This is a genomic window from Nocardioides potassii, assembly GCF_021648885.1.
Lineage (GTDB): Bacteria > Actinomycetota > Actinomycetes > Propionibacteriales > Nocardioidaceae > Nocardioides > Nocardioides potassii.
In genome coordinates this window covers 164,650-186,543 of record NZ_JAKJHZ010000001.1, presented here as the reverse complement: position 1 = coordinate 186,543, position 21,894 = coordinate 164,650, and the positions used below count along the sequence as shown (strand labels likewise).

Sequence of the window (21,894 nt, the reverse complement as noted above, 5' to 3'; positions counted from 1 at the left end):
TCAGGGGGAGGTGACCGGCGTCACCCTTCCCGCGAGGCGAGGATCCGGCCAGCCTTGCGGAGGTCGGCGGCGATGGCCTTCGAGGCCAGGAGCCCGGCTGCGCCTGCTGGCACCGCCCACGCGCCCTGCCCGCTGACCTCGCCGGTCGCGCGCACCCGGCAGCCGCCGGCGACGTCGGTGAACTGCAGGGCGAGGGTGGCGCTCACCCCACGCCAGTGGCCGGTCTCGGCCCACGCGCGGAACGGCTCGAACACCGTGGTCTCGAGGTGGGGACGTACGCCGACGGCGGTCGTCTCGCTCCACGTCTGCCCGAGGTGCGGCTCCTCGTCGGCGGGGACCGCCACCGAGAGCAGCGACGACTGCCACTCGGGCCGGTTGCGGGGGTCGGAGAGGTAGCGGAAGGCGGCCTCGGCGCTGACCGGCAGCTCGACGGTCGCCTCGATCGCCCGGGAGGTCAGAACGTCTCCCCGGTCAGGCGCTCGTAGGCCTCGACGTACCTCGCGCGCGTGCGCTCGACGACCTCAGGCGGCAGCGACGGCGGCGCCTCGCCCGAGTGGCGGTCCCAGCCGGACTCACCGGTCAGCCAGTCGCGGAGGAACTGCTTGTCGTACGCCGTCTGGGCGCGGCCGGGCTGCCACTCGTCGAGCGGCCAGAAGCGGCTCGAGTCCGGAGTGAGGACCTCGTCGGCCAGGATCGTCGTGCCGGTGCCGTCAGGACCGGGGCGGCGGCCGAACTCGAGCTTCGTGTCGGCCAGGATGATGCCCCGCTCGCGAGCCAGGGCGTGCGCCTTGCCGTAGACCTCCATCGTCAGCATCCGCAGCTCGGCGGCGGCGTCGTCGCCGACGGCCTCGCAGACGGCCTCGTAGTCGACGTTCTCGTCGTGCTCGCCGATCTCGGCCTTCGTGGCGGGCGTGAAGATCGGCTCCGGCAGCCGGCTGCCGTCCTGCAGGCCGGCCGGCAGCGCCACCCCGCATACCTCGCCGTCGCGGTGGTAGTCGACCAGCCCCGAGCCGGTGAGGTAGCCGCGTGCGACGCACTCGACCGGGAACATGTCGAGCCGCTCACAGATGACGGCGCGACCGGCCACCGAGGCCGGGACGTCGGAGGACACGACGTGGTTGCCGACGAGCCCGGACAGCTGGTCGAACCACCACAGCGACATCCGCGTGAGGATCTCGCCCTTGTCGGGGATGGTCGTGTCGAGGACGAAGTCGTAGGCAGAGATGCGGTCGCTCGCGACCATCAGCAACCGGCCCTCGTGCTCGCCCCCGTCGATCCGGTAGAGGTCACGGACCTTGCCGGAGTGGAGGTGCGTGGTGCCCTCGATGTCGGGCGCGGTGGGGATCATCGTCTCGGCCACGCGGCCAGCCTAGCCGCGGCGCGGGCCTGATCAGCGGTGCAGCCACCAGGACATGCGGCGGGTGACCCACGGCAGGAAGACGTAGGTCATCAGCGGGGTCATCACGGTCGTGACCAGGACGACCCGCGGGACCAGCGGCCAGTCGGCGATCGTGCGCGAGGCGATGAAGTTGGCGGTCAGGCTCAGCGGCAGGAAGACCATGAAGATGGTGACCATCTGCTTCCACCGCGGCGGCGGCGTCGGCGCGGCGCTGAGCGACTCGACGGAGGCGGGCTCGTCGAACCAGCCCTCGATGCCCGTACGACGTTCGCGACGCTTCTCCTCGACGCTGCCCTGCGCGGCCTCGAGCCACCAGGCGCGCTGCGGCGAGGCCTCCCAGGCGGCGAGGGCCTCGGCGTCGGCGAAGCGGTAGAGCATGTGCCAGTCGGGCGACTCCTCGCTCGGTCGCACCCACCCGGACCCCAGGAAGCCGTCGAACTTCTCCGCGAGCGACGTGCCGGCCTGCACCCACGCGAGCATCTCGCTCGTGCGCGAGGGGTCGACGTGACGCGTGACGGACACGGTGACGGGGGCGGACATGTGCACCAGTGTCGAGCGCGCGGGCTCGCCGGGTGAAGCCGGCGACGACGAGATCCGTGCCACGTCGGCCCTTCTCGGCCCCGCCGCGGCGCGGTATTGTCGAGCGGGTCACTAGACAATTGTCCTGGGAGGGACGCATGACCCGAGCCCCGCGCCCCGACTTCCTCGTCATCGGCGCACCGAAGGCCGGCACGACGGCGCTGCACGCCGCGCTGGCGCAGCATCCCGACGTCTTCGTCTCCGACCCGAAGGAGCCGAAGTACTGGCTCTGCGACGGCGCCCCTCCCCCGGCGTGGTCGGGTCCGGGCGACAAGCACTCGCAGCAGGAGTGGATCTGGCGGGCCGATCGCTACTTCCCGCTCTTCGAACCGGCGGCCGAGCACCAGGTCCGCGGCGAGAGCACGCCGTTCTACCTCTGGAGCAGGGGCGCCCACCGGCGGATCGCCGAGGCCCTGCCGGAAGTACGGCTGGTGGCGGTCGTGCGCGACCCGGTCGACCGGGCCTACAGCAACTGGATGCACCTGTGGTCCGACGGGCTCGAGCCCGAGTCGGACTTCGTCACCGCGTTCGAGCGTGAGGACGAGCGGGTGCGCGACGGCTGGGCACCGTTCTGGCGCTACCGCGAGCTCGGCCGATACGGCGAGCAGCTCGAGCACCTGCACTCCTACGTCGACCCGGAGCGGATCCTGGTGGTGCGCTACCGCGACCTCATCGACCAGCCGGGGCCGACCGTCGACCGGGTCAGCCGTTTCCTCGGGATCCGCGAGGGCCTCGTCGCCTCGATCCCCCGCGACAATTCGCGGGGCTTCGTCACGCCGGGCCTGCGGGCCAGCGTGTTCGGCCCCGTCGTGAGGGCCGGGGCGCGGCTCGGGCAGTTCGCGCCCCCCGAGGTCTGGCGCAGCATCCACCCGCTGTCGATCGCCCTCCTCGGCGACAGCAGGAAGGCGCACAGGCCGCGCCTCGACACGCTGAAGCGCCAGCGCCTGCTCGCGTCGTACGTCGAGGACATCGCGCTGCTCGGCCGGCTCACCGGCCAGGACTTCTCCGACTGGCTCTCGCCTGCCGACCGCGGGTCGTTCGCCCAGCGCTCGGGCGACGCCACCGTCACGGAGCTCAGCGCGCGGCGGTGACGGAGCCCAGCGCGCGGGCGAGGCTCAGCGCACGCAGGTGACCAGGTCGTGCGCGCCGTCGGGGCGCGCGGCCTCGACGTAGTAGCGGACGCGACCGTCGGGCAGCGGCACGGCGGAGGCGTAGCGGAACGCGCCGTCGGAGTGCGGCGAGCTGATCGGCGGCTGGTCGAGGCGGGTCAGCGCGGTGCCGTCCCACGTCGCCACCCCGGTCGTCTCGAACCAGTTGGACGCGGCGTCCGGGCGCCCGTCGTAGAGCACCGCGCCGTCGGGCAGCACCGCGGTGACGCGGGCCCCGCGGGCGTCCCACTGGCCCTCGCGCCCGGCCAGCACCTCGCCGTGGTCGGCCCACTCGAGCCCGTCGGGACTCGTGAGCCGACGCGTCGTCATCCGGTCCTCGTGGCCGGGCACGTCGAGCGGGTGACAGCACAGCCACATCTCGTAGCCGTCGTCGCCGACGGTGATCACCGGGTCCTTCACCCCGGTCGCCGAGTCGCCCTCGTGCACGCGTCGTCGTACGCCGTCGGGCAGGGTCTCGGGCGTGTCGGCGGTCAGGCTGTCGACCCACCAGTGCTTCGAGCCCGGGGTCGCGCAGGAGAGGTAGAGCCGCCAGCCGCCCTCGCGCAGCGGCACCAGCACCGGCCGCTCGAACGACTCGGCGCCGAACGACTCGCGCGACACCTCGGCCACCTGCTCGAAGGTGACGCCGTCGGCGGACCTCGCCACGACCACCGACACCCCGCGGCCATCCGTCAGCGGGCGTCGTACGCGCCAGGTGAGCCAGAACGTGCCGTCGACGAGCGCGGCGCTCGCGGCGCCCGCCCAGTTGCCCGCGCCTGGTCCGGGGGCGGGCACCACGACCTGCACGTCGTCGTAGGTCGGAGGGGCTGCGGTCGCCGTCGTCATGCCCCCACGATAGTCGACAAGATCACTGGAGAATCAGAAGCGCGTCTCGAACGACGTCGCGCCGCCCGCCGCGTCGTCGCGCACCGCCACGTCGCTCACCTGCGCCGCAGGGGGTCCGGTGCGGCACCAGTCGACGAGCGCATCCACAGCGTCGTCCTCGCCCTCGGCGTGGAGCAGCACCGAGCCGTCGGGCTCGTTGCGCACCCAGCCGGTGACTCCCAGCTCGCGTGCGCGCTGCTCGGTCCACCACCGGAACGAGACGCCCTGGACCCTGCCCGTCACGCGCGCCTGGACCGCCTTCATGACCCCGATGATGCACCGGGTGCAAGGCTGTCGGCGATGACGCAGAGCGAGGAGACCGAGCAAGCCCGCGGCGAGGAGTCGGCGTACGGGCCGGACCCGCGGCGCTGGCGCGTGCTCGCGGTGTCGCTGGTGGTCGGCTTCATGTCGCTGCTCGACGTCACGATCGTCAACGTCGCCGTCCCCTCGATCCGGGAGGGGCTCGACACCAGCGCGGCGACCATCCAGTGGGTCGTGTCCGGCTACGCGCTCGCCTTCGGCATGACGCTCGTCGCCGGTGGCCGGCTCGGTGACGCCCACGGCCGCCGCCGGCTGATGACGATCGGTCTGACCGGCTTCGTGGTCTCGAGCCTGGCCGTCGGGCTGGCGCCCAACGCGGCCGCGATCATCGTCGCCCGACTGGTGCAGGGGGCGAGCGCCGGCCTGCTGACGCCGCAGAACTCCGGCCTGATCCAGCAGCTGTTCCGCGGCGAGGAGCGCGGGCGCGCCTTCGGGATGTTCGGCTTCACCGTCGCGGTCGCCTCGGCAGCCGGCCCGCTGATCGGCGGGCTCCTCATCGGCCTGCTCGGCGAGGACAACGGCTGGCGCTCGCTCTTCCTCATCAACGTGCCGATCGGGCTCGTCGCGCTCGTGCTGATCCGGCGCATGGTGCCCGACAACGACACGGGCTCCGAGGCGGAGAAGGACCCGCGCGTCGACCTCGTCGGTGCGCTGCTGCTCGGACTGACCGTGCTCGCGGTGCTCTACCCGATGATCAGCATCGAGGGCGGCGCCGGGCTGCCGCTCGTCCTGCTGGTCCTCTTCCCGCCGCTGGCGTGGGCGTTCGTCCGCTGGGAGGTGCGGACCGTGGCCCGAGGCCGTCCGCCGCTGCTCGACGTGTCGCTGCTGCGCGGGCTCCCGGGCTACGCCAACGGCCTGCTCGTCGGCACCCTCTACTTCACCGGCTTCACCGGGATCTTCCTCGTCCTGTCGGTGCACCTGCAGGACGGGGAGGGCTTCTCCCCGCTGCGGGCGGCGCTGCTGATGACGCCGTTCGCGGTCGGGGCGGCGACGACCTCGCCGCTCGCCGGCCGCCTCGTGGGGCGGCTCGGCCGCAAGATCACCCTCGTCGCGCTGAGCGTGATGATGACCGGCACGGCGCTCGCGGCGCTGCTCGTGACCCAGCCGAGCGACCGGCTGTGGTGGACCCTCGCGCCGGCCATGTTCCTCGCCGGGGTCGGCGGCGGCGGGGTCATCTCGCCCAACTTCACGCTCTCCCTGGCCGAGGTGCCCCCGCAGATGGGCGGCGCGGCGGGCGGCGCCCTCCAGACCGGGCAGCGCATCGGGTCGGCGTTCGGCGCCGCGCTGCTGATGACCGTCTACCAGTCGGTCGACGCCGTGGCGTCCGCGCCCGTGGCGGCGCGCTCGGCCCTCCTCGCGGCGCTCGTCGTGCTCTCGGTCGCGCTCGCGGCCGCCGTACGGTCCTGGCGGCTCGGCGACTGACACCACGCAGGCAGTTCGTCTCCCTCAGCCCGTTCGCTGAGCGTGCCAGCCCGATCAGCCTCTGCGAACTGCCTTCACGGTGGTCGCCCGCGCCAGCGGTCAGAGGATCGCGCCGGGGACGTACGACGCCGCGTCGGGGTGGCGGGCCGCGAGGGCCTCGACCCGGGCGACGACGGCACGGGTCTGGGCGACCGCGGCGCCGGTGAACTCGATCGGGTCGGCGACGAGCGCCTCGATCTGCTCGCGGGTCAGGCCGAGGCGGGCGTCGGCGGCGAGCTTGGCGAAGACGTCGTTGTCGGCCTGGCCGGCGCGCATCGCGAGCGCGGTGCCGACGGCCGCCTCCTTGATCGCCTCGTGCGCGGCCTCGCGACCGACCCCGTTGCGGACCGCGGCCATCAGCACCTTGGTCGTGGTGAGGAACGGCAGGTAGCGGTCGAGCTCGCGCTGGATGACCGCCGGGAACGCACCGAACTCGTCGAGCACCGTGAGGAAGGTCTGGAACAGCCCGTCGGTCGCGAAGAAGGCGTCCGGTAGGGCGACCCGGCGCACGACCGAGCACGAGACGTCGCCCTCGTTCCACTGGTCGCCGGCGAGCTCGCTGACCATCGAGAGGTGGCCGCGCACGATGACGGCCAAGCCGTTGACGCGCTCGCAGGAGCGGGTGTTCATCTTGTGCGGCATGGCCGACGAGCCGACCTGCCCCTCCTTGAACCCCTCGGTCACCAGCTCGTGGCCGGCCATCAGTCGGACCGTGGTGGCGAGGTTGGACGGGCCGCTGACCAGCTGCACGAGCGCCGAGACCACGTCGAAGTCGAGGGAGCGCGGGTAGACCTGGCCGACGCTGGTGAGGGTCTGCTCGAAGCCGAGGTGCGCGGCGACGCGCTGCTCGAGGTCGTCGAGCTTCGCGGCGTCGCCGTCGAGGAGGTCGAGCATGTCCTGCGAGGTGCCCATCGGGCCCTTGATCCCGCGCAGCGGGTAGCGGGCGAGCAGCTCCTCGACCCGCTGGACGCCGATCAGCATCTCGTCGGCGATCGTGGCGAAGCGCTTGCCCAGCGTGGTCGCCTGGGCGGCGACGTTGTGCGAGCGGCCGGCCATCACGGTGGCCTCGTGCTCGGCCGCCAGTCGGCCGAGGCGGACCAGCGCGGCGACGGCGCGGTCGCGGACGACCTCGAGCGAGCGACGTACCTGCAGCTGCTCGACGTTCTCCGTCAGGTCGCGCGAGGTCATCCCCTTGTGGATGTGCTCGTGGCCCGCCAACGCCGAGAACTCCTCGATGCGGGCCTTCACGTCGTGGCGCGTGACGCGCTCGCGGGCGGCGATCGAGTCGAGGTCCACCGTGTCGATGACCGACTCGTAGGCCTCGACGACACCGTCGGGCACGTCGATGCCGAGGTCGCGCTGGGCCTTCAGCACCGCCACCCAGAGCTGGCGCTCGAGCACGATCTTGTGCTCGGGGGACCAGATCTCGGCGAGGTCGGCGCCGGCGTAGCGGGTGGCCAGGACGTTGGGGACGCTCACGACCCGATCCTCCCATCCACCGGGGTCCAGTCGTCCCACGGCGCCCACCAGCGGACGTCGTCGTCGAGCAGCGCGGCGACGTCGGCCGCGGCAGCGAGGACGGCGAGCAGCTCGTCCTGGGTGATCCGGCCGGACGCCAGCGACGGCGCGAGGTGCTCCACGTCCTTCCAGCGCCACGCCTCCCCCGCCGGTACGACGATGTCGAGCTGGAGGTCGTTGACGTCGATGCCGTCGGCCTGCCGGACGTAGGGCGTCTCGAAGTTGACGTACCAGGAGAGGTGGGCGCCGTCGGCGTCGAAGAACTTCCACACGGCGTACCAGTCACCGCTCCGCCGCAGCTTGAGCACCGAGGTGCCCTGCCAGGCGTCGAGGTGTCCCCACGGGTGCGGCGTCGCGTGCGGCGGGAACGACAGCGGCGTGCCGCTGGCCTGGAACGTCGCCAGCACGCCGTCGGGCCCGTCGTCCGCGACGACCCGCTCCGGCCAGTGGGCCCACAGCGCACCGTGCAGCACCTCGCGCATCACCAGGTCGCTGCCCCGCGAGAAGGGTGCGTCAGCCACGCGACGCAGCACCCTCCACGACCCCGAGCGGCTCGGCCGCGATGTCGGAGCGGCGCTGCAGCCCGTCGAAGGTGATCAGGTCGGCGGCGGCGTACGCCCGGCGGCGCGCGTCGTCGACGTCGTAGCCGACCGCCCGGACCGCGAGCACGCGACCGCCAGCGGTGACGAGGTGCCGGTGGTCGGGGTCGCCCTCCTCCGGGGCGTCGACGATCGCCGTGCCTGCATGGATGACGTCGACGTCGTGGACGCCGTTGGCCCGCCCCACGCCCCGGATGACGTCGCCCTTCGACGAGGTCTCCGGGTAGCCCGCACTGGCCAGCACCACCGAGACGGCCGCACCGTCCACGAACGTGGGCTCGGGCGCCTCGGCGAGGTTGCCGACGGCGGCCGCCGCGAGGAGCGCGCCGAGCGGCGAGTCGAGCAGCGCGAGCACCGGCTGGATGTCGGGGTCGCCGAAGCGGACGTTGAACTCGATGACCTTCGGACCCGCCGCGGTCAGGGCGAGGCCGACGTAGAGGCAGCCGACGAACGGCGTGCCGAGGCGGCGCATCTCCGCGAGCGTCGGGTCGACGACCTGCGCCATGACGGTCTCGACGGTGCCCGCGGACAGCCAGGTCAGCGGGGCGTAGGACCCCATGCCGCCGGTGTTCGGGCCGCGGCCGCCGTCGAAGACCCGCTTGAAGTCCTGGGCCGGCAGGAGCGGCCGGCCGACGGTGCCGTCGCAGACCACGAAGAGGGAGAACTCCGGTCCGTCGAGGAACTCCTCGACGACCACGCGCTCGCACCCGGCCGCGTGGGCCAGCGCCTCGTCGCGGTCGTTGGTCACGACCACGCCCTTGCCTGCGGCGAGCGCGTCGTCCTTCACGACGTGAGGGGCGCCGAAGGCGTCCAGCGCCGCGGCGACCTCGTCGGCCGTCGTGCAGGTGCGCGACCCGGCGGTCGGCACGCCGGCCGTGGCCATCACCTCCTTGGCGAACGCCTTCGACCCCTCGAGCCGGGCCGCGGCGAGCGACGGCCCGAAGCACGCGATCCCCGCATCCCGTACGGCGTCGGCGACGCCCGCGACGAGCGGGGCCTCCGGCCCGACGACGACGAGGTCGGCGCCGATCGACGTCGCGAGCGCAGCGACCGCCGCACCGTCCATCGGGTCGACGTCGTGGAGGGTGGCGACCTCGCCGATCCCGGGGTTGCCCGGTGCGGCGTGCACCTCGGTCACCCCGGGGTCCTGGGCCAGCGCGAGGGCCAGCGCGTGCTCACGTCCGCCGGTGCCGACGACGAGCGCCTTCACCCGTGGACCACCACGGTCTGCTCGCGGCCCGGGCCGACGCCGACGCCCCAGATCTTCGCGCCCGACATCTCTTCGAGCGCTCGCACGTAGACCTGCGCGTTGGCCGGCAGGTCGTCGAAGGACCGGCAGCCGGAGATGTCGCTCATCCAGCCGTCGAAGTACTCGTAGACGGGCTTGGCGTGGTGGAACTCGGTCTGCGTCATCGGCATCTCGTCGACGCGCTCGCCGTCGATCTCGTAGGCCACGCAGACGGGGATCCGCTCCCACGCGCCGAGGATGTCGAGCTTGGTGAGGAAGAGCTCGGTGAGCCCGTTGACCCGGCTGGCGTAGCGCGCCACGACGGCGTCGTACCAGCCGCAGCGGCGCGTGCGACCCGTCGAGACGCCGATCTCGCCGCCGAGCTGCTGCAGCTGGACGCCGTCGTCGTCGAACAGCTCGGTCGGGAAGGGGCCCGAGCCGACGCGGGTCGTGTAGGCCTTGATCACGCCGATCACCCGGTCGATGCGGGTCGGGCCGATGCCCGCCCCGACGCACACGCCGCCCGCGACCGGGTTGGAGGAGGTGACGAACGGGTACGTGCCGTGGTCGACGTCGAGCATGGTGGCCTGGGCGCCCTCGAAGAGCACCGTCTGCCCGGCGTCGAGCGCCTGGTTGAGGAGCAGCGAGGTGTCGCACACCATCGGCTGCAGCCGGTCGGCGTAGGACAGCAGCTCCTCGACGACGGCGTCGACCTCGATCGCGCGGCGGTTGTAGACCTTGGTGAGCAGGTGGTTGCGCACGTCGAGGGCGGCGTCGACCTTCTCGCGCAGGATCTTCTCGTCGAAGAGGTCTGCGACGCGTACGCCGACGCGGTTGATCTTGTCGGCGTAGGCCGGGCCGATGCCGCGACCCGTGGTGCCGATCTGGTTCTTGCCGAGGAAGCGCTCGGTGACCTTGTCGATGGTGGCGTGGTAGCTCGCGATCACGTGCGCGTTGGCGCTGACCTTGAGGTCGGCCACCTCGACGCCGCGGGCGACGAGCCCGTCGAGCTCACGGAAGAGCGCCTCGGGCGAGACGACGACCCCGTTGGCGATCACGGAGGTGGCGCCGGGGGTCAGGATGCCGCTCGGCAGCAGGTGGGTCGCGTACTTCTCGCCGTTGACCACGATGGTGTGGCCGGCGTTGTGGCCGCCGCTCGTGCGGACCACGTAGTCGATGGGGTCCGTGGTGGCCAGCAGGTCGGTGGCCTTGCCCTTGCCCTCGTCGCCCCACTGGGCGCCGAGCACGACGATCGCGGGCATCTCAGCCCTCCTCGCATCAGTCGGCAGAAAACGAAACAGCTCCGGCGCAAGGCACCGGAGCTCTTGCGACGCGACGATACCGCACCCGGACCCTGCCCCTCCCAGGGAGGAATCGGCGCGGACACCGGTCCGCTAGTCTCCCGACGTGCGCTCGCTGCTGGTGATCACCAACGCCGACGCCGGCACGGCCGACGAGGAACGTCTCGCCGAGGCGCTGGCGGTCCTCCGCGAGGAGGCGTCCGTCGAGGTCGCCAAGACCTCCAACCCCGGCGAGCTCGACGGCGTGCTCCACCGCGCCGGCGGCCGTACGGTCGTGGTGGCCGGCGGCGACGGGAGCATGCACGCGGTCGTCACCGCGCTCTACAAGCGCCACGAGCTCGCGGAGTCGACCCTCGCCCTGCTGCCGATGGGCACCGGCAACGACTTCGCGCGCAGCAACGACATCCCCCTCGAGATCGAAGACGCGGCGCGCCTGGTGCTGACCGGCGAGGCGCGCAAGGTCGACCTCATCGTCGACGAGACCGGCAGCGTCGTGGTCAACAACGTCCACGTCGGCACCGGAGCGCAGGCGAGCCGCAAGGGTGCGAAGTGGAAGACCCGCCTCGGCGCGATCGGGGTCGGCAAGGTCAACCTCGGCAAGCTCGGCTACCCGATCGGCGCCGCGCTGTCGGCGTTCAACCCGCCCAACTGGCGCCTGCGCGTCGAGATCGACGGCGAGGTCGTCCAGGACGTCGACCGCCCCGTCCTGATGGTCGCGATCGGCAACGGCGGCAACGTCGGCGGTGGCACCGAGCTCAACCCCGAGGCCGACACCGAGGACGGCCGGCTCGACGTGATGATCAGCCGCGCGGTCAAGCCGCTGGCCAAGCTGGGCTACGTCGCCAAGCTGCGCAAGGCCGAGCACGAGGAGCGCGACGACGTGGTGTCGATGCGCGGGAGGACCGTCAAGGTGAGCGGGGGGGAGTTCTACCTCTCGGCCGACGGCGAGATCGAGGGCCCCGAGCGCAGCCGCAGCTGGCGCCTCGAGCCGGCGGCGTACTCCATGATCCTGCCCTGACCCGCGCACTGCGCGGTGGTCCCCATCACGTGGGCTGTCCCAGACCGTGCTCCACGACCCGGTAGATGGGGACCATCCGGTTGTAGGAGTCAGAGCCAGCCGCGGCGGACCGCCTCGACGCCGGCCTGGAAGCGCGTGTCGACCCCGAGCTCGATCATCAACGACGCCACCCGCCGGCGCACGGTGCGCAGGCCGATGCCGAGCTTGCGGGCGATCACCTCGTCGGTCGCCCCCGCCATCATCTGGTCGAGCAGGAACCGCCGGCCGTCGAGGTCGATGTCACCGTCCTCCAGCTCGGGCACCGGCGCGGCTCGCTCCCACATCGACTCGAACCACATGGTGAGAGCGGCGACGATCGAGCGCTGGCGGACGTGCACGCGGGGTTCGTCGGCGAAGCCGAGCGGCTCGGGGAGGACGGCATGGGCGTCGCCGAAGACGAACATGCGGGTGCGGACCTCCGACATCACCCGCACCTCCTCGCCCAGGCGCGCCCGCGCCCGCAGGGCATCGGGCGCCTCGGTGAGCGCGCGCACCGGGTAGATGGCCCGGGACCGGCGTCCGCTGGCGATGGCCTCCGCGAGGAGCTCCGTCACCGCGGACTCGCGCGGCATCGCCCAGGCGTCCGGCCGGAGCCACAGCATGTCGCCCCGGCTGGTGCGGAGCATCAGCTGCAACAGCTCCAGCGGGTTGCCGCCCGAGCTGAGCTCTCCGTCGAGCGGGTGGACCTCGCTGAGGTGCTGCCGGTCCGGACGGGTCGCTGACGCGACCAGGTGCGGCACCGCGCTGGACAGCTCGGCCAGCCGCGTGGCCGACGCGGCGGCCCGACGTGCCTCCTCCAGGACCAGGGCCGAGAGGGCGTCCGCCAGCGGCGGGACGACCACCCGGTCCTCCACCAGCGCCACCAGCCCGCGGTCGACGAGCGGCGCGAGCTCGCGCAGGAGCCGGTCGGGCGCCGTCTGGACGAGCTGGGCGACGCCGGTGAGCGTGTGACCGGACACGGGGACCAGCCGGAAGTACAGGTGCTCGGTGGACCGGTCGAGGCCGAGGGCCGCCATCACCGACGAGGGGTCTCCTGCCATGGTGGCAGTTTAGTGCCAACGGCACTCGCGACCCGCGTGGCAGGCTCCGGCCACTCCATACTCTCCTCGGTCGGTCGCGTGCGGGGGTGTGCGGCCGACCTGCTCCTCCGGGGGCACTGCGTCGGAGCCGCCGCGGGGGACGGCTCCGACGCCCACCACCGCCCTCCCGCCCGTCGCGGACCGGCCCTCTCCACGAGCAGCGCCACCGATAGCCTTGCGGCATGGCACGAGGCGGACAGAAGAGCAAGGGCGACCCCGTCGACTGGGTCACGCGCGCGGCGGACGACGCCGTACGCCACGCGGGCGAGGGCAACCTGGTGACCGTCGCCTCGGGTGCCTCGCCGAGCGGGCCGATCCACCTCGGCAACCTGCGCGAGTTCATCACCCCGCACTTCGTCGCCGAGGAGCTCCGCCGCCGGGGCGTCCCCGTGCGCCACCTGCACTCGTGGGACGACTTCGACCGCTTCCGCAAGGTTCCGGCGGGTGTGCCCGCGGAGTGGGCCGAGCACATCGGCCGCCCGCTCACGGCCGTGCCCGACCCGTGGGAGTGCCACACCAGCTGGGCCGAGCACTTCAAGGCCCCGCTGCAGGAGTCGCTCCGCGAGCTCGGCGTCGAGATGGAGGAGGTCTCCCAGACCGAGATGTACACCTCGGGCGCCTACCGCGACCAGGTGCTCCTCGCCGTCTCGCGCCGCGACGAGATCGAGGCCGTCCTGGCCAAGCACCGCACCAAGAAGGTCGCCCCCGCCGAGGACGCCTCGGCGCAGGAGGCGGCCGACCTCGCCGACTCCGTCGCCAACGAGGACGACGACACCCCCACCGGTGGCGACGCGATCTCCCGCTTCCCCTACCGCCCCTACTGCCGCCAGTGCGGACGCGACACGGTCACCACGACGGCGTACGACGACGCGACGACGACGCTGAGCTACACCTGCTCGTCGTGCGGCTTCGAGGGCACGACCGACCTGTCCACCGACACCGACGGCAAGCTCGTCTGGAAGGTCGACTGGCCGATGCGGTGGGCCTACGAGTCGGTGAACTTCGAGCCGGCCGGGCGCGACCACATGACGCCCGGGTCGTCCTACACCGTCGGCACCGAGATCGCGCCGTCGATCTTCGACTGGCGTGCCCCCGCCCGCGTCATCTACGCCTTCGTCGGCTTCGCCGGCGTGCAGAAGATGTCGTCGTCCGCCGGTGGCGTCCCCACCGCGACCGACGCGCTGCGCATCCTCGAGCCACCGATGCTGCGCTGGCTCTACGTCCGTCGTGCCCCCACCCAGGCCTTCGACATCGACTTCGGCCCGACCGTGGTGCGGCTCTACGACGAGTGGGACGCCCTGGGCCGCAAGGCCGCCGACCCGGAGAAGTCCGACGTGGCGACCCTGGCCTGGCACCGCGCCGCCGAGACCGCGACCGCCGGGCGCCTCCCCTCGCCGGCCGTGCCCGTCCCCTTCCGGCTGCTGTCCTCGGTCGCCGACGTCACGAGCGGAGCCGCTGCGCAGATCTCCCGGATCGTGGAGTCCTCGGGCTACCCCCACGAGTCGGTCGAGGACCTGGAGCCGCGGCTGACCAAGGCGATGCAGTGGACCGCCGAGCACGTGCCGCTGGAGGAGCGCACGACCGTCCGGGAGTCGCCCGACACCGACCGGCTCGCGTCGCTGAGCGAGGACGAGGAGCTCTGGCTGCGGATCTTCCTCGACCGCCTGCCGGCCGAGCCGGACCTCGACGAGGTCACCGCGGTCGTCTACGGCGTGCCCAAGGTGGCTCGCGGCCTCGGCTTCGAGGACGCCCCGACCGACCAGGTGAAGGCCGACCAGAAGGACTTCTTCCGGCTCCTCTACAACCTGCTCGTCTCCGCGGACCGCGGCCCGCGCCTGCCCACGCTCGTCCTCGCGCTCGGGCCGGAAAGGGTACGACGGCTGCTGGGTGCCTGAGCCGTATCGGTCGTAGCCAGAACCGGGGATGGTGGCCGTCCATCCCGGATTGGTGTGCTTCGGGCTCGACCGACCAACGGAGGAAACCCATGCTTCGCACCACGCTGTCCACCGCGCGCCGCGGCCTTCCCACCATCGCCATCGCCGGCGCGCTCGTGTTCGCCTCGGCGACCAGCGGGGCCACCGCCGCCCTGGTGATCACCGGAAAGCAGATCAAGGACAACTCGATCACGACGAAGGACATCAAGAACGGCTCCCTCACCACCAAGGACCTCAAGTCGTCCACCGTGAGTGCCCTTCAGGGCGCCACCGGCCCGGCCGGTGCCCCGGGAGCCGTCGGCGCACCCGGCGCACCGGGCGTCTCCGGCTACCAGATCGTGACGGCGACCGCTGGAGTCGCGCCGGACAGCGGCGGCGAGGTCACCGGGTCCTGCCCCGCCGGCAAGAAGGTGCTGAGCGCTGCTGCGGAGCTGGCCAACTCCTACGACGGCACGGCGGTGGACATCGACCTGAGCGCCACGAAGGCGACGGCCTACGCCTACAACTACGACAACACTGCGGACACCCTCGTCATCGACGTGATCTGCGCCGTCGTCTCCTGACGGCCACCGGCGGGCCGGTCAGCGGCGGAAGCTGACCGGCTCGCCGAGGTAGCGGCCGAGATCCGCGCGGACGGAGTCGCTGATCGTCCACGCGGACTGGGCGTGGTGGTCCCAGAGCACGTTGACGCACTCCCACACCGCGGCCGGGCCGCCGCCGGCCTCGACCCGCAGCTCGGCAGAGACGGTGAAGGACGACCGGCCGATCCGGGAGACCCAGAGCGCGGCGACGAACGGCTGGTAGGGCACGAACCGCATCTCGGCGTGGTACTCGATGTTCTGCGAGGCCACCAGCTCGGACACTCCCGCATCGACGCCGTGCAACAGGCCGGTCGCGCCGTCGGGCAGGCCGGGCAGGTGCGCGAACCGCAGGAACTCGTAGCGCGCCTCGTCGAGCACGCGCACCGCCTCGACGTTGTCGACGTGGCCGGCGAGGTTGATGTCGCGGTAGCGGGCCTGGATCTCGGTCGTGAACGTCTCGCCCATGGCCGCAGTCTGTCGGACGGTCGCCGCCTCCTAGGCTGGGGGGCATGACCCAGTTCGGCGACCTGATGGCCGGCCCTCCCCCCACCCACCTGCCCGCGGACCCGGCCGACGCCGAGCTCGCCGGAGGCGACGCACCGGCAGCCGTCGTACGACGTCACCCGGCGTCGCCGGCCGCCTGGGCGGCGCTGGCGCAGCAGGCCCGGGACGCTGGCGCGGACGACGTCACGGTCTACGCCTATGCCCGCGTCGGCTACCACCGCTCGCTCGACATGCTGCGCCGCAACGGGTGGAAGGGCCACGGCCCCGTGCCGTGGGAGCACGAGCCCAACCGCGGCTTCCTGCGCTCGCTCGCCCTCCTCGCGCTCGCCGCCCGTGCGATCGGCGAGACCGACGAGTGGGAGCGCTGCTCGACCTTCCTTCGCGACTCGAGCCCCGCCGCGGCCGACGCGCTGCTCTGAGCCTGCTCAGGCCCCGTCCGACCGTTCGTCGCGCCGAACTGACCGTCCGTCGCCCCCGCCCGTGGGGAGGGTGACGGTGCTCACGTCGCGAGTAAGGTGCCGGAGGTGAATTCCGGGAACCCACCTCAGCAGACGCGCCCCGACCAGGGGCCGCCACCCACCGACAAGACCAAGATGGCCATCGCCGCCGTCCTGCTCATGATCCCAATCGTCGCGCTCCTGTGGGTGCCGAGCTATGCCAAGGCGGACCCGGAGCTCTTCGGCTTCCCGTTCTTCTTCTGGTACCAGTTCCTCTGGGTCTTCATCTGCTCCGCACTCACGTGGACGGCCTACCGCCTGACGCTCTCGGCGCGCGGCAAGGGGTCGCGTCCGGCGGGTGAGGACCGATGACCCCGCACCTGAGCGTGATGGCCGCCGACGGCGGCATCAACGGAGTCGCCCTGGGCGTGCTGATCGCCCTCTTCCTCCTCGTCTCGGTGGCCGGCTTCATGGCCTCGCGCTTCCAGCGCGGGGAGTCGCTCGAGTCGCTCGACGAGTGGGGCCTCGGCGGTCGCAGGTTCGGCACGTGGATCACGTGGTTCCTGCTGGGCGGCGACCTCTACACGGCCTACACCTTCGTCGCCGTACCGGCGGCCATGTTCGCCACCGGCGCCGTCGCCGGCTTCTTCGCCGTGCCCTACACGATCGTGCTCTACCCGATCATCTTCATCTTCATGGCTCGCCTGTGGTCGGTCAGCCACCGTCATGGCTACGTCACGACCGCGGACTTCGTCCGGGGGCGGTACGACAGCCGCGGGCTCTCGCTCGCGGTCGCGGTGACGGGCTTCGTGGCCACGATGCCCTACATCGCCCTGCAGCTGGTCGGCATCCAGGCCGTGCTCGAGGTGGCCGGCGTCGGCGGTGGCGACAACATCATCGCCAAGGACGCACCGCTGTTCATCGCCTTCGCCGTCCTCGCGGCCTTCACCTACTCCAGCGGGCTGCGGGCCCCGGCGGTGATCGCCTTCGTGAAGGACATCCTGATCTACCTCGTCATCATCGTCGCGGTGATCTACCTGCCCGGTCAGGTCGGCGGCTGGGACAACATCTTCGGCTCCGCGCAGGAGAAGATGACGACGGTCAACGAGGCCACCGGCAAGCCGACGGGTGCGTTCCTGCCCGGCGTGGGAGCCGGCTGGGCGTACGCCACCCTCGCCCTCGGCTCGGCGATGGCGCTGTTCATGTACCCCCACTCGGTCACCGCGTCGCTCTCGTCGAGCAGCCGCAACACGATCCGCCGCAACGCCGCGATCCTGCCGGCGTACTCCTTCGTCCTCGGGCTGCTCGCCCTGCTCGGCTGGGTCGCGATCGCCGCGGGCACGCAGCCGATCGGCCTGGACGGCCAGCCCAATGCGCAGCTGGTCATCCCGCAGCTGTTCGAGGACATGTTCCCGGCGTGGTTCGCCGGCGTCGCCTTCGCCGCCATCGCGATTGGCGCGCTCGTGCCGGCCGCGATCATGTCGATCGCCGCGGCCAACACCTTCAGCCGCAACATCTACAAGGAGTGGCTCAAGCCCGACGCGACGCCGAAGCAGGAGGCCAAGGTCTCCAAGCTCATGTCGCTGCTCGTGAAGGCCTTCGCGCTGGTCTTCGTGCTCACCCTGGACAAGCAGAACGCCATCAACTTCCAGCTGCTGGGCGGGATCTGGATCCTCCAGACCTTCCCGGCCGTGGTGTTCAGCCTCTTCACCCGGTGGTTCCACCGGTGGGCCCTGCTCGCGGGCTGGGCGGTCAGCATGGTCTACGGCACCGTCGAGGCCTACCAGGTCATCAACCCGGTGACCGGCAAGCACTTCGGCGGCTCGCTCGCGCTGGTCCCCGGGCTCGACCAGATGGGCTACATCGCGATGACCGCCTTCGTCATCAACCTCGTGATCGCGGTCGTGCTGAGCGCGATCCTCAACGCCGTCAAGGTCTCCAACGGCAGCGACGAGACCGTCCCGTTCGACTACTTCGCCGACGCGGACGACCCGCGCGTGCAGAAGGACCTCGCGCAGCACGGGGCGCACGACGAGCCCTACGGCGACCCGGACGACGTCCCGGGCAACGCGCCGGCGCGCTGAGCCACCGCTGGGGGGGGGGGGGGGGGGGGGGGGCTGCGGCCCCCCGCCCCCCTCGACCATCGAGCGCGTAGGAGCGCTCCGGCGGAATCGATGTCGGACGGCGGGTGTTCACTGGGTTCGTGACCGCAATCCAGAGCCCCGCCCCGACCACCGGCTCGGAGGTCCGCCCCTGGGCGGCCCTCGGCGCCCTGTGCGTCGGCTTCTTCATGATCCTGGTCGACATGACCATCGTGTCGGTGGCGACGCCGGCGATCCTCGAGACCTACGCCCCTCACGGCGCGACGGTCAACGACGTGATCTGGGTGACCAGTGCCTACCTCCTGGCCTACGCCGTGCCCATCCTCATCACCGGACGGCTGGGCGACCGGATCGGCCCGAAGCGGATGTACCTCGGCGGGCTCGTCGTGTTCACCGTCGCCTCCCTGTGGTGCGGCCTGTCCTTCGCCCTGTCGACGAGCATCTGGATGCTGGTCGCGGCCCGCGTGCTGCAGGGCTTCGGGGCCGCGGCGGTCGCCCCGCAGACGATGGCAGTCATCACCCGGATCTTCCCGCGGGAGAGCCGCGGCTCGGCGATGAGCCTGTGGGGAGCCACCGCGGGCGTCGCCACGCTGGTCGGCCCGCTCCTCGGCGGCGTCCTCGTCGACGCGGCCGGCTGGGAGTGGATCTTCTTCATCAACATCCCCATCGGCGTCGTCGGGCTGTGGCTGGCGTGGCGCCTCGTGCCGGACCTCGGGGTCCACGAGCACTCCTTCGACTGGCTCGGCGTCGCGCTGAGCGGGGTCGCGCTCCTGCTGCTGGTCTTCGGCATTCAGGAGGGCCACGCGCTCGACTGGAACGGCACGATCATCGCGATGATCCTGGGCGGTCTCGTCGTCGGCGCCGTCTTCGTCTGGTGGCAGGCGAAGAACACGCGCGAGCCGCTGATGCCCCTCCCGCTGTTCCGGGACCGCAACTTCTCGCTCGCCAACGTCGCCATCGCGAGCGTCGGGTTCGTGTTCGCGTCGATGGGGTTCCCGTTGATGCTCTGGGCGCAGCTCGTGCGGGGTGACTCCCCGACCCAGGCCGGACTGCTGTTCGCGCCGATGGCGGTGATGTCGATCGTGCTGGCACCCCTCGCCGGCAAGCTCACCGACCGGGTGCACCCCCGCATCCTGGCCGGGGCGGGGCTGGCCGGGGTCGCGGTGTCGCTGGTGCTGCTCGCCTCGGCCATCGGTCCCGACACGCCGCTGTGGCAGGTCCTCGGCGCGATGGCGCTGCTCGGCATCGGCAGCTCGTTCGTCTGGGCTCCGCTGACCACGACGGCCAACCGCAACCTCCCGCTGCACCAGGCGGGCGCGGGCTCCGGCATCTACAACGCCAACCGCCAGGTCGGCTCCGTCGTCGGCGCCGCGGCGATCGCCGTTCTCATCGACAGCCGGCTCGCCGCCAACGGCCTCGGCGGTGGTGGCGGAACGAGCGAGGCCTCGCTGGGCGGCACGCTCCCCGACGCCGTCCACGGCGCCTTCAGCACCGCGATGTCGCAGGCGATGTTCCTGCTGCCGGCGGTGCTGCTGGTCGGTCTGGTGGCGGTCGTCTTCTTCGAGCGCCCCGGCCACTTCGGCGCCGCACCCGCCGAACCGGCGCCGCCGGCCGCACACTGAGGCGCGGGCGGTGCGTGAGGGGATTCCGAGTCGCCGGAACCCCCCCTCACGCACCGCTCACACGGCGATCAGCTCGAGAGGGTGGTCCCGGCCGAGCGGAGGTTCTGGCAGGCCTCGACGATGCGGGCGGCCATGCCGGCCTCGGCGGCCTTGCCCCAGGCGCGGGGGTCGTACTGCTTCTTGTTGCCGACCTCGCCGTCGACCTTCAGCACGCCGTCGTAGTTGGCGAACATGTGGGCCGCGACCGGGCGGGTGAAGGCGTACTGGGTGTCGGTGTCGACGTTCATCTTCACGACGCCGAAGTCGACGGCGTCGCTGATCTCCTGCGCGGTCGAGCCCGATCCGCCGTGGAAGACCAGGTCGAACGGACGCGCGTCGGCGCCGAGGCCGAGCTCGGAGGCGGCGGCCTCCTGCGCGAACTTGAGGATCTCCGGGCGGAGCTTGACGTTGCCCGGCTTGTAGACGCCGTGGACGTTGCCGAAGGTCAGCGCCGTCATGTAGCGACCGCGCTCGCCGGAGCCGAGCGCCTTGATGGTGGCGATGGCGTCCTCGGGCGTCGTGTAGAGCTGGTCGTTGATCTCGTTGGCGACGCCGTCCTCCTCGCCGCCGACCACGCCGACCTCGATCTCGAGGATGATGTGGGCCGCCGCGCACTTCGCGAGCAGCTCCTCGGCGATCTGGAGGTTCTCGTCCATCGGCACGGCCGAGCCGTCCCACATGTGCGACTGGAAGAGGGGCGCCTCGCCGCGCGCGACGCGCTCGGCGGAGATCTCCAGCAGCGGGCGGACGAAGCCGTCGAGCTTGTCCTTCGGGCAGTGGTCGGTGTGCAGCGCGATGTTGACCGGGTAGTTCTTCGCCACCTCGGCGGCGTACGCGGCGAAGGCGACCGAGCCGGTCACCATGTCCTTGACCGTGGGGCCGGAGAGGTACTCCGCGCCACCGGTCGAGACCTGGATGATCCCGTCGGATCCGGCGTCGGCGAACCCCTGCAGCGCGGCGTTGAGGGTCTGGGACGACGAGACGTTGATGGCCGGGTAGGCGAAGGACTTCTCCTTCGCGGCGTCCAGCATCTGCGCGTAGACCTCGGGGGTGGCGATGGGCATCGGGGTTCTCCTCGGGAACGTTCCAATTGGCGCCTCAAACCCTAGTGGCTACCCGCCAGTCGCTTCAGCCGCCGGATTCCGTCTCACCACGTGACAACCGACGAGCGTCCGGCTCCGTTCCACCGGGTGCGGAGATCCGGGCGCGGAGCTCCGTGTGAAGGGGGCGTGGGCGGGGGAGGCCAACTGCACCCCCACGGATGAAGAACCTCCAGGACCCGCGACCTAGGTTTGCGAGGGCCGGCAGCACGCCTGCTGAGCCTGCGCAGCGGTCCGGGACCGTGTGGGGACGCCCCGGGCCGTTGCGCAACCGGGTCCTCGCGGTCATCCCCGCCAGGCGTCGTCACCCGCGAGGTCGGCGTGCTCCCGCACCCAGCCGTGCATCGCGATCGCGGCCGCCGAGCTGGCGTTGATCGAGCGGGTCGAGCCGAACTGCGCGATCGAGAAGGTGCCGTCGCAGACCTCGCGGGCCTGCTCCGACAGACCGGGACCTTCCTGGCCGAAGAGGAAGCACACGTCGCGCGGGAGCCGCATCGTCTCGAGGTGCAGCGAGCCCGGGAGGTTGTCGATCCCGAGCAGCCGGACCGGAGTCGCCAGTCCGTGCAGGTACGACGCCAGGCTCGCGGCGTCCGCGTGGTGCCGGACGTGCTGGTAGCGGTCGGTCACCATCGCGCCGCGACGGTTCCAGCGCCGGTTGCCGACGATGTGGACCTCGGCGGCCAGGAACGCGTTGGCGGTCCGCACGATCGTGCCGATGTTGAAGTCGTGCTGCCAGTTCTCGATCGCCACGTGGAAGCCGTGGCGGCGGGTGTCGAGGTCCGCCACGATCGCCTCGAGCGTCCAGTAGCGGTAGCGGTCGACGACGTTGCGGCGGTCACCGTCCCGGAGCAGGTCCGGGTCCCACCGGTCGCCCTCGGGCCACGGCCCCTCCCACGGTCCGACGCCGACCTCGGCGCGCCCGTGCGGCATGGGGTCGTACGGCGCCCGCGACTCCTCGTGCGGCTCGTCGTGGGGCTCCTCGCGCATGCCAGAACATTAA

At 72.0% G+C, this 21,894-nt stretch carries 22 protein-coding genes; 9 read left to right on the top strand and 13 right to left on the bottom strand.

Annotated elements, in window-relative coordinates:
- Positions 1–20: 20 nt before the first annotated feature.
- From L2K70_RS00890 to L2K70_RS00880, 3 genes are read right to left on the bottom strand one after another with little or no spacing between them, the layout of a single operon-like run.
- A complete protein-coding gene (locus L2K70_RS00890) occupies positions 21–443 on the bottom strand; it encodes an SRPBCC family protein (protein ID WP_308195699.1) in 423 nt (140 codons plus the stop codon).
- 11 nt (positions 444–454) lie between these two features.
- Positions 455–1,348 (bottom strand): phosphoribosylaminoimidazolesuccinocarboxamide synthase, encoded by an 894-nt coding sequence (locus tag L2K70_RS00885; protein ID WP_236397671.1) that lies wholly within the window; start codon positions 1,346–1,348, stop codon positions 455–457.
- A 42-nt stretch (positions 1,349–1,390) separates the two neighbouring features.
- Positions 1,391–1,939, bottom strand: coding sequence for an antibiotic biosynthesis monooxygenase (locus L2K70_RS00880; protein ID WP_236397608.1), 549 nt, complete (start codon positions 1,937–1,939; stop codon positions 1,391–1,393).
- A 137-nt stretch (positions 1,940–2,076) separates the two neighbouring features.
- Between L2K70_RS00880 and L2K70_RS00875 the strand changes: the two genes are divergently transcribed.
- Positions 2,077–3,069: a sulfotransferase family protein gene (locus tag L2K70_RS00875; protein WP_236397605.1), complete on the top strand. Its 993-nt coding sequence runs from the start codon at positions 2,077–2,079 to the stop codon at positions 3,067–3,069.
- 24 nt (positions 3,070–3,093) lie between these two features.
- Here L2K70_RS00875 and L2K70_RS00870 read toward each other — a convergent pair whose 3' ends face one another.
- Together L2K70_RS00870 and L2K70_RS00865 are read right to left on the bottom strand one after the other, a co-directional pair.
- A complete protein-coding gene (locus L2K70_RS00870) occupies positions 3,094–3,972 on the bottom strand; it encodes a hypothetical protein (RefSeq protein WP_236397602.1) in 879 nt (292 codons plus the stop codon).
- Between the two features lie 33 nt (positions 3,973–4,005).
- On the bottom strand, positions 4,006–4,275 hold the full coding sequence (locus L2K70_RS00865; protein WP_236397599.1) for an acylphosphatase: 270 nt from the start codon (positions 4,273–4,275) through the stop codon (positions 4,006–4,008).
- A 36-nt stretch (positions 4,276–4,311) separates the two neighbouring features.
- Here L2K70_RS00865 and L2K70_RS00860 point away from each other — a divergent pair, with 36 nt between their 5' ends.
- On the top strand, positions 4,312–5,754 hold the full coding sequence (locus L2K70_RS00860; protein ID WP_236397597.1) for an MFS transporter: 1,443 nt from the start codon (positions 4,312–4,314) through the stop codon (positions 5,752–5,754).
- Between the two features lie 99 nt (positions 5,755–5,853).
- Here L2K70_RS00860 and purB read toward each other — a convergent pair whose 3' ends face one another.
- Genes purB through L2K70_RS00840 form a run of 4 tightly spaced genes read right to left on the bottom strand, consistent with a single transcriptional unit; the run spans position 5,854 to position 10,400 of the window.
- Positions 5,854–7,272: an adenylosuccinate lyase gene (gene purB, locus L2K70_RS00855; RefSeq protein WP_236397594.1), complete on the bottom strand. Its 1,419-nt coding sequence runs from the start codon at positions 7,270–7,272 to the stop codon at positions 5,854–5,856.
- Entirely contained in the window at positions 7,269–7,832 is a 564-nt protein-coding gene (locus L2K70_RS00850; protein ID WP_236397591.1) for a ribonuclease FAU-1 family protein, read from the bottom strand. Before L2K70_RS00850 ends, purB begins: the two co-directional genes overlap by 4 nt.
- Positions 7,825–9,120: a phosphoribosylamine--glycine ligase gene (gene purD / locus L2K70_RS00845; protein ID WP_236397588.1), complete on the bottom strand. Its 1,296-nt coding sequence runs from the start codon at positions 9,118–9,120 to the stop codon at positions 7,825–7,827. The genes L2K70_RS00850 and purD overlap by 8 nt, the downstream gene beginning before the upstream one ends.
- Entirely contained in the window at positions 9,117–10,400 is a 1,284-nt protein-coding gene (locus L2K70_RS00840; RefSeq protein ID WP_236397585.1) for an adenylosuccinate synthase, read from the bottom strand. The genes purD and L2K70_RS00840 overlap by 4 nt, the downstream gene beginning before the upstream one ends.
- Before the next feature lie 145 nt (positions 10,401–10,545).
- Here L2K70_RS00840 and L2K70_RS00835 point away from each other — a divergent pair, with 145 nt between their 5' ends.
- On the top strand, positions 10,546–11,457 hold the full coding sequence (locus tag L2K70_RS00835; RefSeq protein WP_236397582.1) for a diacylglycerol/lipid kinase family protein: 912 nt from the start codon (positions 10,546–10,548) through the stop codon (positions 11,455–11,457).
- A gap of 89 nt (positions 11,458–11,546) precedes the next feature.
- Here L2K70_RS00835 and L2K70_RS00830 read toward each other — a convergent pair whose 3' ends face one another.
- Positions 11,547–12,536 carry a helix-turn-helix transcriptional regulator gene (locus tag L2K70_RS00830; protein WP_236397579.1) on the bottom strand — a complete coding sequence of 330 codons (990 nt, stop codon included), beginning with the start codon at positions 12,534–12,536 and terminating at the stop codon, positions 11,547–11,549.
- A 221-nt stretch (positions 12,537–12,757) separates the two neighbouring features.
- Between L2K70_RS00830 and lysS the strand changes: the two genes are divergently transcribed.
- Both lysS and L2K70_RS00820 read left to right on the top strand, forming a co-directional pair.
- On the top strand, positions 12,758–14,470 hold the full coding sequence (gene lysS, locus L2K70_RS00825) for a lysine--tRNA ligase (RefSeq protein ID WP_236397575.1): 1,713 nt from the start codon (positions 12,758–12,760) through the stop codon (positions 14,468–14,470).
- An 89-nt stretch (positions 14,471–14,559) separates the two neighbouring features.
- The gene (locus tag L2K70_RS00820) at positions 14,560–15,072 is read left to right on the top strand and encodes a collagen-like triple helix repeat-containing protein (protein WP_236397573.1); all 513 of its coding nucleotides are present in this window, start codon (positions 14,560–14,562) and stop codon (positions 15,070–15,072) included.
- A gap of 18 nt (positions 15,073–15,090) precedes the next feature.
- Here L2K70_RS00820 and L2K70_RS00815 read toward each other — a convergent pair whose 3' ends face one another.
- Positions 15,091–15,555 (bottom strand): acyl-CoA thioesterase, encoded by a 465-nt coding sequence (locus tag L2K70_RS00815; RefSeq protein WP_236397570.1) that lies wholly within the window; start codon positions 15,553–15,555, stop codon positions 15,091–15,093.
- A 44-nt stretch (positions 15,556–15,599) separates the two neighbouring features.
- Here L2K70_RS00815 and L2K70_RS00810 point away from each other — a divergent pair, with 44 nt between their 5' ends.
- From L2K70_RS00810 to L2K70_RS00795, 4 genes are all read left to right on the top strand, one after another.
- Positions 15,600–16,013 carry a DUF3151 domain-containing protein gene (locus tag L2K70_RS00810; protein WP_236397567.1) on the top strand — a complete coding sequence of 138 codons (414 nt, stop codon included), beginning with the start codon at positions 15,600–15,602 and terminating at the stop codon, positions 16,011–16,013.
- A 105-nt stretch (positions 16,014–16,118) separates the two neighbouring features.
- The gene (locus tag L2K70_RS00805; RefSeq protein ID WP_236397564.1) at positions 16,119–16,403 is read left to right on the top strand and encodes a DUF3311 domain-containing protein; all 285 of its coding nucleotides are present in this window, start codon (positions 16,119–16,121) and stop codon (positions 16,401–16,403) included.
- Positions 16,400–18,115, top strand: coding sequence for a monocarboxylate uptake permease MctP (gene mctP / locus L2K70_RS00800; protein ID WP_303645843.1), 1,716 nt, complete (start codon positions 16,400–16,402; stop codon positions 18,113–18,115). Before L2K70_RS00805 ends, mctP begins: the two co-directional genes overlap by 4 nt.
- A 119-nt stretch (positions 18,116–18,234) precedes the next feature.
- Positions 18,235–19,755: a DHA2 family efflux MFS transporter permease subunit gene (locus tag L2K70_RS00795; protein ID WP_308195696.1), complete on the top strand. Its 1,521-nt coding sequence runs from the start codon at positions 18,235–18,237 to the stop codon at positions 19,753–19,755.
- 68 nt (positions 19,756–19,823) lie between these two features.
- On the opposite strand, the gene fbaA is transcribed toward L2K70_RS00795, so the two are convergent.
- Together fbaA and L2K70_RS00785 are read right to left on the bottom strand one after the other, a co-directional pair.
- Positions 19,824–20,858 carry a class II fructose-bisphosphate aldolase gene (gene fbaA / locus L2K70_RS00790; protein WP_236397560.1) on the bottom strand — a complete coding sequence of 345 codons (1,035 nt, stop codon included), beginning with the start codon at positions 20,856–20,858 and terminating at the stop codon, positions 19,824–19,826.
- A 321-nt stretch (positions 20,859–21,179) separates the two neighbouring features.
- The gene (locus tag L2K70_RS00785; protein WP_443689200.1) at positions 21,180–21,881 is read right to left on the bottom strand and encodes a TrmH family RNA methyltransferase; all 702 of its coding nucleotides are present in this window, start codon (positions 21,879–21,881) and stop codon (positions 21,180–21,182) included.
- Positions 21,882–21,894 lie beyond the last annotated feature (13 nt).

Excerpts from the sequence above, each read along its gene's own strand:
- L2K70_RS00885 (WP_236397671.1), bottom strand. The coding sequence starts at position 1,348 with ATGATCCCCACCGCGCCCGACATCGAGGGCACCACGCACCTCCACTCC.
- L2K70_RS00880 (WP_236397608.1), bottom strand. The coding sequence starts at position 1,939 with ATGTCCGCCCCCGTCACCGTGTCCGTCACGCGTCACGTCGACCCCTCG.
- L2K70_RS00875 (WP_236397605.1), top strand. The coding sequence starts at position 2,077 with ATGACCCGAGCCCCGCGCCCCGACTTCCTCGTCATCGGCGCACCGAAG.
- L2K70_RS00870 (WP_236397602.1), bottom strand. The coding sequence starts at position 3,972 with ATGACGACGGCGACCGCAGCCCCTCCGACCTACGACGACGTGCAGGTC.
- L2K70_RS00865 (WP_236397599.1), bottom strand. The coding sequence starts at position 4,275 with ATGAAGGCGGTCCAGGCGCGCGTGACGGGCAGGGTCCAGGGCGTCTCG.
- L2K70_RS00860 (WP_236397597.1), top strand. The coding sequence starts at position 4,312 with ATGACGCAGAGCGAGGAGACCGAGCAAGCCCGCGGCGAGGAGTCGGCG.
- L2K70_RS00840 (WP_236397585.1), bottom strand. The coding sequence starts at position 10,400 with ATGCCCGCGATCGTCGTGCTCGGCGCCCAGTGGGGCGACGAGGGCAAG.
- L2K70_RS00830 (WP_236397579.1), bottom strand. The coding sequence starts at position 12,536 with ATGGCAGGAGACCCCTCGTCGGTGATGGCGGCCCTCGGCCTCGACCGG.
- lysS (WP_236397575.1), top strand. The coding sequence starts at position 12,758 with ATGGCACGAGGCGGACAGAAGAGCAAGGGCGACCCCGTCGACTGGGTC.
- L2K70_RS00820 (WP_236397573.1), top strand. The coding sequence starts at position 14,560 with ATGCTTCGCACCACGCTGTCCACCGCGCGCCGCGGCCTTCCCACCATC.
- L2K70_RS00815 (WP_236397570.1), bottom strand. The coding sequence starts at position 15,555 with ATGGGCGAGACGTTCACGACCGAGATCCAGGCCCGCTACCGCGACATC.
- L2K70_RS00810 (WP_236397567.1), top strand. The coding sequence starts at position 15,600 with ATGACCCAGTTCGGCGACCTGATGGCCGGCCCTCCCCCCACCCACCTG.
- mctP (WP_303645843.1), top strand. The coding sequence starts at position 16,400 with ATGACCCCGCACCTGAGCGTGATGGCCGCCGACGGCGGCATCAACGGA.
- fbaA (WP_236397560.1), bottom strand. The coding sequence starts at position 20,858 with ATGCCCATCGCCACCCCCGAGGTCTACGCGCAGATGCTGGACGCCGCG.
- L2K70_RS00785 (WP_443689200.1), bottom strand. The coding sequence starts at position 21,881 with ATGCGCGAGGAGCCCCACGACGAGCCGCACGAGGAGTCGCGGGCGCCG.